Below are 14,892 nucleotides of genomic sequence, written 5' to 3' on the forward strand. Positions count from 1 at the left end.
GCCGGTGACGCAAGGAAAAACAGATGTTCAACATGAAAAAAGTAGAGATCGAGTGGGGCGGAAAGACCCTGACACTCGAAACCGGCCGCGTGGCCCGTCAGGCCGACGGCGCCGTGCTGGCCACCCTGGGCGAAACCGTCGTCCTTTGCGCCGTGACCGCGGCCAAAAATGTGAAGCCGGGGCAGGATTTCTTCCCGCTGACCGTCCACTATCAGGAAAAATATTCGGCCGCCGGACGCATTCCGGGCGGCTTCTTCAAGCGTGAGCGCGGCGCCACCGAAAAGGAAACGCTGACCAGCCGCCTCATCGACCGGCCGATCCGTCCGCTCTTTCCGGAAGGCTTCTATAACGAGGTTCTCGTTATCGCGCAGGTGCTCTCCTACGATGGCGAGAACGAGCCCGACATCGTCGCGATGATCGCGGCGTCGGCGGCGCTGACCCTCTCCGGCATTCCCTTCATGGGCCCGATCGCCGGCGCCCGCATCGGCTATGTCGACGGGGAATATATCCTCAACCCGACGCTGGAGCAGATCAAGGAAGGCGATCTCGACCTGATGGTCGCCGGCACGCACCAGGCCGTGATGATGGTCGAATCGGAAGCCAAGGAGCTTTCGGAAGACGTCATGCTCGGCGCCGTGATGTTCGCGCACCGCGAATGCAAGACGGTGATCGAAGGCATCATCAAGCTGGCCGAGCAGGCCGCCAAGGAGCCCTGGGAACTGACCCAGGCGACCGACACGTCGGAAGTGAAGCAGAAGCTGCGCGACCTCGTCGGCGAGGACATCGCCGCCGCCTATCGCACCACCTCCAAGTCCGATCGTTCGGCGATGCTCAACGCCGCCCGCGACAAGGCCAAGCTCGCTTTCGCCGAGGCGGAGCCGCAGGCACAGCTGGCCGCCGGCAAGCTGGTCAAGAAGCTCGAAGCCGAAATCGTCCGCGGCGCGATCCTCAAGGACGGCCGCCGCATCGACGGCCGCGACACCAAGACGGTCCGCCCGATCGAGGCGATGGTCGGCTTCCTGCCGCGCACCCACGGCTCCGCTTTGTTCACGCGCGGCGAGACCCAGGCGATCGTCACCACCACGCTCGGCACCAAGGATTCGGAGCAGATGATCGACGGTCTCGTCGGCCTCAGCTACGAGCGCTTCATGCTGCACTACAACTTCCCGCCTTATTCGGTCGGTGAAGTGGGCCGCTTCGGCGCCCCGTCGCGGCGCGAGACCGGCCATGGCAAGCTCGCCTGGCGCGCGCTCCACGCCGTGCTGCCGACCCATGAGGAATTCCCGTACACGATCCGTGTGCTCGCCGACATCACCGAGTCCAACGGCTCTTCTTCGATGGCGACGGTGTGCGGCGGCAGCCTCGCGATGATGGATGCGGGCGTTCCGCTGCGCCGCCCGGTCTCGGGCATCGCCATGGGGCTGATATTGGAAGGCAAGGACTTCGCCGTCCTCTCCGACATCCTGGGCGACGAGGATCATTTGGGCGACATGGACTTCAAGGTGGCAGGCACGTCCGAGGGCATCACGTCCCTGCAGATGGACATCAAGATCGCCGGCATCACCGAGGAGATCATGAAGGTCGCCCTCGCCCAGGCCAATGAAGGCCGGGCGCATATCCTGGGCGAGATGGCCAAGGCGCTCGACCATACGCGCGGTGAGCTCTCGGCCCACGCGCCGCGCATCGAGACGATGCAGATCGACAAGGCGAAGATCCGTGAAGTCATCGGCACCGGCGGCAAGGTCATCCGCGAGATCGTCGCCGAGACCGGGGCCAAGGTCGACATCGACGACGAGGGCGTGATCAAGATCAGCTCGTCCGACGTCAAGCAGATCGAAGCCGCGCGCGCCTGGATCCTCGGCATCGTCGAGGAGCCGGAAGTCGGCAAGATCTACACCGGCAAGGTCGTCAACATCGTCGATTTCGGCGCGTTCGTGAACTTCATGGGCGGCAAGGACGGGCTCGTCCACGTCTCCGAGATGAAGAACGAGCGGGTCGAAAAGCCCGGCGACGTCGTCTCCGAAGGCCAGGAAGTGAAGGTCAAGGTGCTCGAGGTCGACCAGCGCGGCAAGGTCCGCCTGTCGATGCGGGTCGTCGATCAGGAAACCGGCGCCGAGCTGGAGGATACCCGTCCTCCGCGTGAAGGCGGCGACCGCGACCGCGGACCCCGTGGTGATCGTGGCCCCCGCCGCGACGGCGAAGGCCGTGGCGGCCGCGATCGCGGCCCGCGTCGCGATGGCGGCGGCCGTGGCGGCGAGCGTGGAGATCGCGGCGACCGTGGCCCCCGCCGCGACCGCGAGGACCGTCCGGAGCGCAAGGAAGAAGGCGGCGAGCCCGAATTCGCCCCCGCCTTCCTGACCCGCGACGACGATTAAGGCTTAGGGCGTCAGCCCTTGCGAGCTGAAACAGAAAAAGGCCCCGCAGCGATGCGGGGCCTTTTTGCATCTGGCTCTCCGTTATCGTCATGCCGGACTTTATCCGGTATCCAGCTCAGGAGGGGCAGTAGAAATCGGGTTCACGCAAAGGCGCAAAGGCGCGAAGAAGAACGGGCGGACGCCGGATCAAGTGCGGGGTGACGGGTTGGAGAGGACATGACCAAAGCTCGTCAGAATTGTATGCAGTTCGCTCATTTCGACATTGACGCTTTCCTGTCCGAACACTGGCAGAAGAAGCCGCTGCTGATCAAAAATCCGTGGAAGGCCTGGAGCAATCCGCTCGATCCGGACGAGCTGGCGGGGCTCGCCTGCGAAGATGAGGTGGAATCCCGCCTGGTCACGCAGACGCGCGATACGTGGAAAGTCGAGCATGGACCCTTCGCCGAAACGCGCTTCAACGAGCTTGGCAACAATCCGTGGGCTTTGCTCGTCCAGGCCGTCGATCATTACGCGCCCGAAGTCGCCGCGCTGATCGAACCGTTTCGCTTCATCCCCAATTGGCGGATCGACGATGTGATGGTGAGCTACGCCACCGATGGAGCCGGGGTCGGCCCGCATTTCGACCAATATGACGTGTTCCTGATCCAGGGCTTGGGCCGGCGCCGCTGGCGGATCGGCGCGCATTGCGATGACGATACCGCCCTGTTGCCGCACGACGATCTGCGCCTGCTCGCCGGCTTTGAAGCCACCGCCGAATGGGTCCTCGAACCCGGCGACATCCTCTATGTGCCGCCGGGTGTCGCGCACGAAGGCGTCGCGGTCGGCGACGACTGCATGACCTATTCGGTCGGCTTCCGCGCACCCTCGCGCGGCGAATTGATCGCGCACTGGAGCGAGCATCTGCTTGAGAATTTGCAGAACGACGATCGGTATGCCGATCCGGATTTGCAGGCCCAGAAAAATCCCGGCGAAATCTCCGCGCAGGCCATCGCGAAGCTGCACGCGATGGTCACCGAAAAAATGCGCGACCGCGATGCTTTCGCCCGCTGGTTCGGGCAGCATAGCAGCACGCCCAAGAATCCCGATATGGACTGGCGGCCGGAAGAGCCGATCCGGATCGAGACCTTGCGTGAACGTCTAACCGAAGGGCTATCGCTGTGCCGCAACTCCGCCAGCCGCTTTTCGTTCATCCGGCAGGACGCCAATTCAGTGCTGCTGTTCGTCGATGGTGAGCGCTTCGAATGCACCGAAGAGACCGCCGCACTCGCCGAAACGCTCTGCGCGCGGAACCGCATCACGATCGATCCGAGGCTGATTAAATCGGCTTCAGCGATGGCGTTGATCGTGGCGCTATTCAATCAAGGCAGCGTGGCTTTCGACCAAGCGGATTGAATCACAAGCCGGAGACGTTGCGGTGCGCACGAGACTAAGCATTTGCTCTAGAAAGGCGCGTTACCGGTCCGAAGAACACGCCCTCTCGATCGTTCAGCGCGCCGGCTGCCCGCTCAGACCCTATCGCTGCCAGCGCTGCCAAGGCTTCCATCTGACTAGCCGCACCAAGGGCAAGCGCATGCCGCGCCCTCAATCTTGAGCGATCGCCACGCTTCGCAACCGCTAGGCGCTCGAATCAGACCTCTCGCTTGCCAGCCGACGGTTTGATCGCAGCTTCGCGGCCGCAATGGCGACTTCTCGCCACTTCCCCGGCTCCATCCCCTCGATCGTCCAGCCGCCGATGCGCCATCGCACCAGCCTCAAGGTTGGATGGCCCACGGCCGCTGTCATCCGGCGCACTTGGCGGTTGCGGCCCTCGCGGATGGTCAGCCTGAGCCAGCAGTCGGACACGCTCTTGCGAAAGCGGACCGGCGGGTCGCGGGGCCATAGCGCCGGATCGGCGATGCGTTCGGCCTCGGCCGGGCGGGTCGGGCCGTCTTTCAAGCGGACGCCTCGCCGCAGGGACGCGAGGCTGGCCTCGGTCACGTCGCCTTCGACCTGGACGAGATAGGTTTTGGGCAGCTTGAACCTGGGATCAGCGATCCGCGCCTGCACTTTGCCGTCGTCGGTGAGCAGGAGCAGGCCCTCGCTATCGCGGTCGAGCCGTCCCGCCGGATAGACGCCCGGCACGTCGATATAATCGGACAGGGTCGGCCGTATCGTGCCGCCCGCTTCCGTGCCGCGATCGGTGAATTGCGAAAGCACGCCATACGGCTTGTTGAACAGGATCAGCCGCGGCATGGCCCCTCGCATCCTTCATTCAATGGTCACTCCCAGATCTTCACCCGGTCCTCGGGCGCCAGGTACAGATGCTGCCCCGGTTCCACGTCGAAGGCGTCGTACCAGGCGTCGTGGTTGCGGACCGACCAGGTGCGATACTTGCTCGGGGAATGGACGCCCGACAGGACGGCCTTGCGAAGCTCGGCCTCGCGGAAGGCGACCTTGTTGACCTGGGCGCGGCCCATGAAGAAGCGCTGGGCGCCGGTGAAGCCGTCGATCACCGGCGCCGGCTTGCCGCCCAACGAAAGCTGGTAGGCGTCCCAGGCGATGGCGAGGCCGGCATTGTCGGCGATATTCTCGCCCAATGTCTGCGCGCCGCGAACGTGGAGGCCGGGCAGCGGCTCGTAGGAATCATATTGGGCGACGAGCTTCGCCTTGCGCTCGTCGAAGCGCTTGAGGTCTTCGGGCGTCCACCAGGTGACCAGCCGGCCCTGGGCGTCGAACTTGCTGCCCTGGTCGTCGAAATGATGGCTGATCTCGTGGCCGATGACATAGCCGATCGCGCCGTAATTGACCGCCGGATCGGCGTGAGGATCGAAATGGGGCGGCTGGAGGTAGCCGGCCGGGAAGACGATCTGGTTGTTGGCGAAGCTCGCATAGGCATTGGCGGTGATCGGCATCATCCACCATTGCTTGCGGTCGACCGGCGCGTCGATGCGGGCGAGATCGCGGGCATAAGCGAAGGCGGCGGCGCGCTTCAGATTGCCGTAGGCGTCGCCGGCGACGACATCGAGGCCGTCATAGCTCCGCCATGTGTCGGGATAGCCGATCATCGGCGTGAAGGCGGCGAGCTTGGCGCGGGCCTTAACCTTGGTCTCGGGCGCCATCCAGCTCAAATTGGCGAGCCGCCGGTCCATCGCCGCGAGGATGTTGCCGACCAGCTCGTCCATCGCCTTCTTCGTCTCGGGCGGGAAGTGGCGCTCGATATAGGGTTTGGAGACGGCGTCGGTCATCGCCGTGGCGGTGAGCTCCACCGACTGGAGCCAGCGCGCGGGCGCCTCGGTCGCGCCGCCGAGCACGCCGCCCGAGAAAGCGAACTCCTCTTTCGCGAAGGGGGTGGGGAGGACGGTGGCGCGGTCCTTGGCGAGATGGATGGCGAGCCAGTCCTTGAGCACCGGTAGCTCGGTCCCGGCAAACGCCGCCGCCATCGCGGTGACGGCGCCGGTCTCGCCGACGATGAAGGTGGGGCGCTCGCCGAGGCCGGCTCCGGCGAGGAACGCGCGCCAGTCGAAACCGGGCGCTTTCGCCTCGAGATCGGCGAGGGTCCAGGGATTGTAGGTCTTGTCGGCGTCGCGGCTGTCGGCGAGCGGCCAATGCGCCTCGGCGAGTTGGCGTTCGAAGGCGTAAACGGCGGCCGCGCGCTGGATCGCCTCGGCGTCCGCCACCCCGGTAAGACGCAGCATCGCGGCGAGATGGGCGCGATAGGCCTCCTGCGTCTTCGCCGAAGTCTCATCCGATTTCAGATAATAATCGCGGTTGGGAAGGCCGAGCCCGCCTTGCCCGACGAACGGCACGTAGCGATTGGGATCCTTGCTGTCCTGGCCGATGCCGACGAAGAAAGGCGAGGGAAAGTAACGCGGCATGCGGCCGAGCGGCGGTGTTCCCTGCCATTGGCGGACCAGCCCGCCCATCGAAGCGACAAGCTCGGCATGGGACGCGGCGGCCCTGATCGGCTCCAGATCGGCGAGCAAGGGCGCGGCGCCGCGCGCATCGATCGCCGCCTGATCGGACAAAGCGGCATAATAATCCGCGATGCGGAGCTCGTCGCCCGAAAGGGAGGCGCGGCGCGCTATCAGCTCGTCCAGGATGGCGCGGACTTGCCCGGAGGAGACGTCGTTGAGGCGCTGGACCTGACTGAGGGCGCCGCGGTCTGCCGGTATCTCGACGGTGCGCGCCCAGCGGCCATTGACGTAGGACCAGAAATCGTCGCCGGGACGCACATCCCGGTCGAACGAATCGAAATCGACGCCGAAGCTGCCCCATTGCGCCTTGTCCCGCGACGCGGCCTGGGGAGCGGCGGCCGGTGCCTGGGCCGCCGAGGCCGCCGTGGTGAGCGCCAGCATCGAAGCAAAGCCAAGCAGCACATTGCGCATAAATTCCCTCCCCTTGTTCGGAGGAGAATGATGCCTCGTCACGGAACGCCGGGCAAGGGCGTATTATTCCTGCACCACACTCAGGACGGGGTTTGGATCACCGGCGGCTGGAGAAGCCCGCGAGAATTTCGCAAACCCAACGGCCGGCGGTGAGCGCGGTAATGTCGCCAAGGTCGAGCGAGGGATCGAACTCGGTCAGGTCGACCAGCTTCACGCTGGGCTCGGCGGCGAGGCGACGGGCCGCGGCGAAGAACATGTCGACTGGCATGCCGCCGGGGCGGGCGCCGGGCGCGCCGGGGCATTGGGCGCGGTCGACGACGTCGATGTCGAAATCGACCATGATGGCATCGACGTGGCCGAGCCGGGCGAGCGCTTCCTCCAGCACGGCGACGATGCCGCGCGCCTTGCAGTCGGCGATCGTGAAGACAGTGATGCCGGCAGCCAGCGCATCACGGTGCATCTTTCCCGTATTGGCATAAGGCGCGAGCCCGATCTGGCAGATATTGGCGCCGGGAAGGCCGTCCTCCAGCAGGCAGCGTACCGGATTGCCGTTGCGAGGCCCCTGATCGGTCTCGCGCAGGTCGAAATGGGCGTCGAGGGTGACAAGCCCGACCCTGTCCAGCGGCCGGCCGAGCCCGTGCGCGCCCGGCCGGGTCACGGCGTTGTTGCCGCCGAGCAGCAGGGCGAGGGCATGGTCCGCGGTGCAGCGGCTGACCGCGTTCCGGATCGGCTCGAAGCCGTCGGCGGGCATCAGGCCGGCGACGCGAGCGTCACCGGCGTCGTGGATCGCGAGGCTCAGTTCCTCTCCCGTCTCCACATCATAAGTGCTGAACCGGCGGAGCGTCCCGCGGATCGTCTCCGGCGCGAGGTCGCAGCGACCGGGGGTGACGGAACCCGCCTCCATCGGCGCGCCCACCAGGACGACGTCGGCGGTTCCTTCAACGGAGATCAGGTCGGCGATGGATTTCCAGCTCATCCTTTGCCCTTACACCGGCTTCGTGCCAAAGGGCGAGCCATGTGGGACCGCCTGCTCACCGACTGCAACATCGCGACCATGGACTCGTCCGTCGCCGCCCCGTTCGGCGCGATCGAGGACGGCGCGATCGCGATCCAGGACGGACGCATCGTCCGCGTCGGGCGCAGGGTCGAGCTGGCCGGCAATCGGGCGCGGAGCGTCGAGCCCCTAGGCGGCGCCTGGGTCATGCCGGGCCTCGTCGATTGCCACACCCATCTCGTCTTCGGCGGCAATCGCGCGCACGAATATGAGATGCGGCTCCAGGGCGCGAGTTATGAGGAGATCGCGCGGGCGGGCGGCGGCATCGTCTCGTCGGTCACCGCGACCCGCGCCGCGTCGCTCGACCAGCTGGTCGAGCAGGCGCGCCCGCGCCTCCAGGCGCTGATGCGGGGGGGCGCGACCACGGTCGAGATCAAGTCCGGCTACGGCCTCGACACCGCGACCGAGCTTCGAATGCTGAAGGTGGCGAAGGCGCTGGGAACAAGCGAAAAGGTGCGGATTGCGCCGACCCTGCTCGCGCTCCACGCATTGCCGCCGGAGTATAAGGACAGGCGCGCCGATTTCGTCCGGCTCGCGGTCGAGCGGATGGTGCCGGCCGCCGCCGGGCTCGCCACCGCGGTCGACGCCTTTTGCGAAAGCATCGGCTTCACCCCCGAGGAGGTGCGCGCTTTATTCGAGGCGGCGCAAAGACACGGCCTTCGCGTCAAGCTCCATGCCGAGCAGCTCAGCAACCTCCACGGCGCCGCGCTGGCCGCCGAATATAGCGCGCTCTCGGCCGACCATCTCGAACATGCCGACGAAGCGGGGATAGAGGCGATGGCGCGCGCGGGCATGGTGGCGGTGCTGCTGCCGGGCGCCTTCTACGCGCTGTCGGAGACGCGCAAGCCGCCGGTGGACCTGCTGAGGAAGCACAAGGTGCCGATGGCGGTGGCGACGGACTGCAACCCCGGCACCTCCCCGGTGCTGTCGCCGACCCTGATGCTCAACATGGCCTGCACCCTGTTCGGCCTGACGCCGGAGGAGGCGCTGGCGGGAATGACCCGCGAAGCGGCGCGGGCGCTGGCTTTGCAGGACGAGGTGGGGACGATAAGCGCCGGCAAGGCCGCCGACCTCTGCGTCTGGCGGGTGAGCCGGCCGGCCGAGCTTTGCTACTGGATCGGGCTCCCCGGCCCGGAGACGCGGATCGTGGCGGGGGTGGATGCGTGAGAAGCCTCCCCTTACCGCTCAGGCTGAGCTTGTCGAAGCCCTGACCTTCTCTTAGGCGGACGAGAAACAAGGACAGCCCTTCGACAAGCTCAGGGCGAACGGAGATTTGAGCAAGCGATGCACTCACGACGCGACAACAGCCGCCACATCAAGGCGCCGACCGGCGCCGCGCTGACCGCCAAAAGCTGGACCACCGAAGCGGCGATGCGGATGCTGATGAACAATCTCGATCCGGACGTCGCCGAAGCGCCGGAGGAGCTGGTCGTCTATGGCGGCATCGGCCGGGCGGCGCGGGACTGGGCGAGCTATGACGCGATCGTCGCGACGCTGAAGCGGCTGGAGGGGGACGAGACGCTGCTCGTCCAGTCGGGCAAGCCGGTGGGCGTGTTCCGAACCCATGCCGACGCGCCGCGCGTGCTGCTCGCCAATTCCAACCTCGTGCCGAAATGGGCGGACTGGGACCATTTCAACGCATTGGATCGCAGGGGCCTGATGATGTACGGCCAGATGACGGCCGGATCGTGGATCTACATCGGCTCCCAGGGCATCGTCCAAGGCACCTACGAGACCTTCGTCGAAATGGGGCGCCAGCATTTTGGCGGCGACCTTTCGGGCAAATGGGTGCTGACGGCGGGCCTCGGCGGCATGGGCGGGGCGCAGCCGCTGGCGGCGGTGATGGCGGGCGCGCATTGCCTCGCCATCGAATGCCAGGAGAGCCGGATCGAGAAGAGGCTGGAGACGCGCTATCTCGACAAGCGCGCCGGCACGCTGGATGAGGCTCTGGAGATCATCCGCACCGCCGAGACGCCGATTTCGGTGGGCCTGCTTGGCAATGCGGCCGAAATCCTTCCCGAAATGGTGAAGCGTGGCATCCGCCCGGACGCCGTGACCGACCAGACCTCGGCGCACGATCCGGTCAACGGCTATCTGCCGATCGGCTGGACCGTGGACGAGTGGATCGAACGGCGCGAGCGCGACCCCAAGGCGGTGGAAGACGCGGCGCGGGCGTCGATGGCGGTGCATGTGGAGGCGATGCTCGCGTTCCACGCCATGGGCATTCCGACCTTCGACTATGGCAACAATATCCGCCAGGTGGCGAAGGACGAGGGCGTCGAGAATGCCTTCGACTTCCCCGGCTTCGTGCCGGCCTATGTCCGCCCCCTCTTCTGCCGCGGCGTCGGGCCATTCCGCTGGGCGGCTTTGTCTGGCGACCCTGAGGACATCTACCGCACCGACGCCAAGGTGAAGGAGCTGATTCCCGACGATCCGCACCTCCACCGCTGGCTCGACATGGCGCGCGAGCGGATCGCCTTCCAGGGCCTGCCCGCGCGCATCTGCTGGGTCGGCCTCGGCCAGCGCCACCGGCTTGGCCTCGCCTTCAACGAAATGGTGGCGTCGGGCGAGTTGAAGGCACCGGTAGTCATCGGCCGCGACCATCTCGACTCGGGTTCGGTCGCAAGCCCCAATCGCGAGACCGAGGCGATGCGGGACGGCTCCGATGCGGTGTCCGACTGGCCTTTGCTCAATGCGCTCCTCAACACCGCGTCGGGCGCGACCTGGGTCTCGCTCCACCATGGCGGCGGCGTCGGCATGGGCTATTCGCAGCATAGCGGCATGGTCATCGTCGCCGACGGGACCGAAGACGCGGCGCGGCGGCTGGAGCGGGTGCTGTGGAACGATCCGGGCACCGGCGTGATGCGCCACGCCGATGCGGGCTACGAAGACGCGATCGCCTGCGCGCGCGAGCAGGGACTGGATCTGCCGATGGTGGGGAAATGAGGATGCCGCTCCACGTCATCCCGGCGATGGCCGGGATCCCAGGACGTAAAGGTACAGTGCAGGTTCTCGCTGGGACCCCGGCCTTCGCCGGGGTGACGGTAAGGACATGACATCCATCACCCTTCGCCCCGGCTTCGTCACCCTCGCCCAGCTTCGCGCCGTCTGGGACGGCGCGCCCGTCGCCCTGGAGGCCTCCGCCTTCGACGCCATCGACGCCGCGCAGGCGAGCGTCGAGCGGATCGTCGCATCCGGCCGCACCGTTTACGGCATCAACACCGGCTTCGGCCTGCTCGCCCAGACCCGCATCCCGAACGAACGGTTGGTGGAGCTTCAGACCAACCTCATCCTCTCGCACAGCTGCGGCCTCGGCGACGATCTGAGCCGCCCGGTCATGCGCCTCGTCATGGCGATGAAGGCGATCGGCCTCGGGCGCGGCCATTCGGGGGTGCGTCGGATCGTCGTCGAGCGGCTACTCGACATGCTGGAACGGGACGCGATTCCGTGTGTGCCGGCGCAAGGTTCGGTGGGGGCGTCGGGCGACCTCGCGCCCCTCGCCCATCTCTCCGCGGCAATGCTGGGTGAGGGCCGGATCGCGCTCCACGGCGAGATCATGCCGGCCGCCGAGGCGCTTCAACGGCTGGAACTGGAGCCGCTGGCGCTCGGCCCCAAGGAAGGTCTCGCGCTCATCAACGGCACTCAGGTCTCGACGGCCATCGCCCTCGACGCCCTCTTCACCGGAGAGCGCGTCTTCGCCTCCGGCCTTGTCGCCGGCGGTCTTTCGATCGAAGCGCTGAAGGGGACCGACGCCGCCTTCGATCCGCGCATCCATGAAGTGCGCGGCCAGCCGGGGCAGATCGCCGTCGCGTCCGTGCTGCGCGGTCTTTTGCGGCACAGCGAAATTCGGCAATCGCATGTGGATTGCGAGCGGGTGCAGGACCCCTACAGCTTCCGCTGCCAGCCGCAGGTGATGGGCGCGGCGCTCGACCTGATGCGCCACGTCGCGGTCACGCTGGAGATCGAGGCGAACGGGGTCACCGATAATCCGATCATCTTCCCGGACGGCGATGTCAGCATATCGGGCGGAAATTTCCACGCCCAGCCGGTTGCCTTCGCCGCCGACATGCTGGCGATGGCGCTGTGCGAGGTCGGCTCGATTTCCGAGCGGCGGACGGCGGTGCTGGTCGATCCCAAGATGAGCGGCCTTCCGCCCTTCCTCGTCGAGGATAGCGGCGTCAATTCGGGCTTCATGATCGCCCAGGTGACCGCCGCCGCTTTGGTGTCCGAGAACAAGTCGCTCGCGCATCCGGCCAGCGTCGACACGATCCCGACCTCGGCCAATCAGGAAGACCATGTCTCGATGGCGACGCACGGCGCGCGCAAGGCGCGGGTGATCGCCGGCAACGCGGCCGGCGTGGTCGGGGTGGAATTGCTGGCGGCCTGCCAGGGTATAGACGTCCACGCGCCGCTGCGAACCTCTCCGGCGCTCAGCCTGGCTCATGACGCGGTGCGCGGAGTCATCCCGCATTACGACAAGGATCGCTATTTCGCCGACGACCTCGCCTGGGCGCAGCAGGAGGTGCTGAGCGGATCGCTGTCGGGCGAGATTCAGTCCGAGATCTTCTGACAGGCGAGCCTGCTGCGCGGGGCGAGATCGTGCGGGTGGATGAGCGCCGGACAAGGAAAAGCGCCCCGGCCGGAACCGGGGCGCCTTCTCTTTTCAGCCCAGCAAAGGTCAGACGATGACCATGTCCTGGTTGGGCGCGAGGCCACCGGCGCCGGCGCCGGCACTCGCGCCGGCACTGCTCGCCATCAGCTCGGAGACGCCGAACATGATGTCGCTCATCTGCACCTTGTCGCCCTGGACGACGATCTGGAGATCGTAGCCGCCGACGCCATCGGTATCCGCGAACAGCTTGCCGCCGGTGAGCTTGACGTCGCCGCTGTCGATGCCGAACGCGGTCAGATCGATCACGTCGTTGCCCGAATCGAAGTCGCGGATCTTGTCGGTGGAGCTCGCATCCTCGAACACGAAGACGTCGTTGCCAGCGCCGCCGGTCAGGTCGTTCTTGCCGGAACCACCGTTCAGCACGTCGTCCCCGGCGCCGCCGAAAAGGTTGTCGGCCCCGTCGCGGCCGAGCAATGTATCGTTGCCGTCATTGCCGGTCAGCCTGTTGCCCGCGGCATTGCCGATAAGGGCGTCGTCGCCGCTGCCCCCAGTGGCATTCTCGATCACGACCCCATTGGCGATCGTGTAGCCGCCCTTGATCTCCGTCGTGTAATCGGGCTGCGCCTCGTTATAGAGGAAGGACAGGACGCCGCCGCCGGTCGGAGAATAATCGAGCGTGGCCGCGGTCAGGTCGATCTGGGCGTCGAGATCGCCGCCGTAGGAGATGGTGTCGTTGCCGGCGCTGTCCCAAATCGTCTGATAGTAGGCAGTGGCATAATCGTCGTTGAGTTCGTAGGTGTTGTTGCCCTCGTTGCGGGCGGTGACGCCGTAACGCTCCTGCAGCACGGCGATGTCGAACGCGCTGAGCGTTCCCGACCAGCCATGATCGATCACCGCGCCGATCGAACCATTGGCGGCCTCGGTCGTCGGTCCGTCCGGATGGAAATCCCACGCGTCATTGTACGACATGACGGTGTAGACGCCCTGGTTGAGGTTGTAGACGCCATAGGAACCGGTCGACGCCGTCACACCCAGCATGACCTCCGAGCCGCCACCCGTGTCGTGCGGATGGGCGATGCCGTGGGCATGGCCGAACTCGTGCAGGACGACGGCATAGGAGAAGCCGCCCTGTACCAGGCTCTCCGGACGGCTGCCGAAGCCACCGCTGATGAGGTTGAACGTGCCGATTCCCGCCTGATCGCCGTAAGACGGATCTTGCGGGTAGAAGCGAGCACCATAAGCCTGGTTCTCGGTGGTGAGCATACGGAAGGTGGCCTGAGTCACGTCCGTGGTGATCTCGTAATTGATGCCGAGGATGCGCTCATATTCACCAAGCGCGTTCATGACGCCGTCGATCTGGAACTGCTCCCAGCCATAAGTCGTCATCGGCGTGACCCCGTCGGGCTCCGTCTCGCCGAAATTCTCGCCGGCCGGCGCGAAATAGACGTAGGCGGTGTCGCCCACGCCGTCACCGTCGGTATCGGCAAAGGGAACATTGGCCGCGCTGTCCCAATTGAGCGATTCCAGGGGGTCACGGGTAGCCGGATCGATTTCCTGCACATCGAGCGTGTAGCCGCCGGTCGTGCCCTGATAGCTTTCGGCGCGCACGTAATAGGTGCCGCTCTCCTCGGCGAAGAAATTGACGCCGGTCTCGTAATTCACGACCGCGGCGAAATTGACTCCCGCCGAATCATAGAGGCGCAGGATGCCGAGATTCTCGCCCGCCTCGCCGTCGAAGTCGGCTCCGCCGGAAACGCCGCCATTATAGGTGAAGGAATAGACCATGCCTTCCGTCACTTCGATCTTGTACATGTCGCGATCGGCCGCGGAGTCGAGATAGCCGTAGGTGGTGCCGGCCTCGATCGCCACCGCGCCCGCCAGCGTGCCCGGAGCATCATGCGCCGGATCGGGGCTCCAGATGTTGATCGTGTAGTCGCCCGAATCCCGGTAATCCGGATAGCCCGGAGCGCTGGGGTCGATATGATACCAGGAGGTCGCGTAAAGATAATGCGTGCCGGTCTGCGTCGCGGTGTAGGTGATCTGCGACGAACGGCCCAGCCCTCCGTCATCATCTTCGGTGATGTAGGTGCCGCCGACGCCGAACAGCGCCAGATACGGATCCTCGATGCCGCCCTCGACGGTGCCGCGATAGGCGAAGGTATAGGTCTGGCCGGCGGTGAGTTCGACTTCGATCACATCTTCCGTTTCCGTGCCGAGCGACCCTTCTTCCGTCGATTGGGCGTGGGTGGCCAGCTCGAACGTCGACGCGATCGTGCCCGCGCGAAGGGTGTCCAGATAAGCGCCAACGGATGCGTCGCCCTTTTCCGAAACCGCCAGGATGCGGCCGTTCGCGTCAGTCCGAATGAATGGAGTTGCCATGTCGATTACCCCGCTGCTTGGTGATGAAAAATGAATTACCCTCAATCCGCGACTCGCGGCAGAACGTGGAAGTGAACATGGTTTCCAAGAGGTTGCAAACCCTTTTGC

Annotated in this window: 10 protein-coding genes; 5 read left to right on the plus strand and 5 right to left on the minus strand. The window is 65.9% G+C overall.

Translation table 11 applies throughout. The annotated features are described in order from the left end of the window. The first annotated feature begins 23 nt into the window (after positions 1-23). Positions 24-2,375 carry a polyribonucleotide nucleotidyltransferase gene (pnp, locus tag ACFQRC_RS13605; RefSeq protein ID WP_379962156.1) on the plus strand — a complete coding sequence of 784 codons (2,352 nt, stop codon included), beginning with the start codon at positions 24-26 and terminating at the stop codon, positions 2,373-2,375. Between the two features lie 186 nt (positions 2,376-2,561). Here pnp and ACFQRC_RS13610 read toward each other — a convergent pair whose 3' ends face one another. Then, positions 2,562-2,882: a hypothetical protein gene (locus ACFQRC_RS13610; protein ID WP_379962438.1), complete on the minus strand. Its 321-nt coding sequence runs from the start codon at positions 2,880-2,882 to the stop codon at positions 2,562-2,564. Here ACFQRC_RS13610 and ACFQRC_RS13615 point away from each other — a divergent pair. Continuing rightward, on the plus strand, positions 2,859-3,767 hold the full coding sequence (locus ACFQRC_RS13615; protein WP_379962433.1) for a JmjC domain-containing protein: 909 nt from the start codon (positions 2,859-2,861) through the stop codon (positions 3,765-3,767). The genes ACFQRC_RS13610 and ACFQRC_RS13615 overlap by 24 nt on opposite strands. 222 nt (positions 3,768-3,989) lie before the next feature. On the opposite strand, the gene ACFQRC_RS13620 is transcribed toward ACFQRC_RS13615, so the two are convergent. From ACFQRC_RS13620 to ACFQRC_RS13630, 3 genes are all read right to left on the minus strand, one after another. Then, a complete protein-coding gene (locus ACFQRC_RS13620; RefSeq protein ID WP_379962158.1) occupies positions 3,990-4,607 on the minus strand; it encodes a pseudouridine synthase in 618 nt (205 codons plus the stop codon). A 26-nt stretch (positions 4,608-4,633) separates the two neighbouring features. Then, positions 4,634-6,739, minus strand: a complete 2,106-nt coding sequence (locus tag ACFQRC_RS13625; RefSeq protein ID WP_379962160.1) for a M13 family metallopeptidase — start codon at positions 6,737-6,739, stop codon at positions 4,634-4,636. A gap of 97 nt (positions 6,740-6,836) precedes the next feature. Next, complete coding sequence (locus ACFQRC_RS13630) at positions 6,837-7,715, minus strand: arginase family protein (protein WP_379962162.1); 879 nt, start codon at positions 7,713-7,715, stop codon at positions 6,837-6,839. A gap of 39 nt (positions 7,716-7,754) precedes the next feature. Here ACFQRC_RS13630 and hutI point away from each other — a divergent pair, with 39 nt between their 5' ends. The 3 genes from hutI to hutH all read left to right on the plus strand — a co-directional run bounded on the left by hutI (position 7,755) and on the right by hutH (position 12,363). Beyond that, complete coding sequence (hutI, locus tag ACFQRC_RS13635) at positions 7,755-8,960, plus strand: imidazolonepropionase (RefSeq protein ID WP_379962164.1); 1,206 nt, start codon at positions 7,755-7,757, stop codon at positions 8,958-8,960. A gap of 117 nt (positions 8,961-9,077) precedes the next feature. After that, positions 9,078-10,739 carry a urocanate hydratase gene (gene hutU / locus ACFQRC_RS13640; RefSeq protein ID WP_379962166.1) on the plus strand — a complete coding sequence of 554 codons (1,662 nt, stop codon included), beginning with the start codon at positions 9,078-9,080 and terminating at the stop codon, positions 10,737-10,739. Between the two features lie 106 nt (positions 10,740-10,845). Continuing rightward, complete coding sequence (gene hutH / locus ACFQRC_RS13645) at positions 10,846-12,363, plus strand: histidine ammonia-lyase (RefSeq protein ID WP_379962168.1); 1,518 nt, start codon at positions 10,846-10,848, stop codon at positions 12,361-12,363. A gap of 108 nt (positions 12,364-12,471) precedes the next feature. Here the strand turns inward: hutH and ACFQRC_RS13650 are convergent, their stop codons facing one another. Continuing rightward, positions 12,472-14,784: a M10 family metallopeptidase C-terminal domain-containing protein gene (locus ACFQRC_RS13650; protein WP_379962170.1), complete on the minus strand. Its 2,313-nt coding sequence runs from the start codon at positions 14,782-14,784 to the stop codon at positions 12,472-12,474. Positions 14,785-14,892 lie beyond the last annotated feature (108 nt).

It is taken from the genome of Enterovirga sp. GCM10030262 (assembly GCF_042666435.1).
GTDB lineage: Bacteria > Pseudomonadota > Alphaproteobacteria > Sphingomonadales > Sphingomonadaceae > Allosphingosinicella.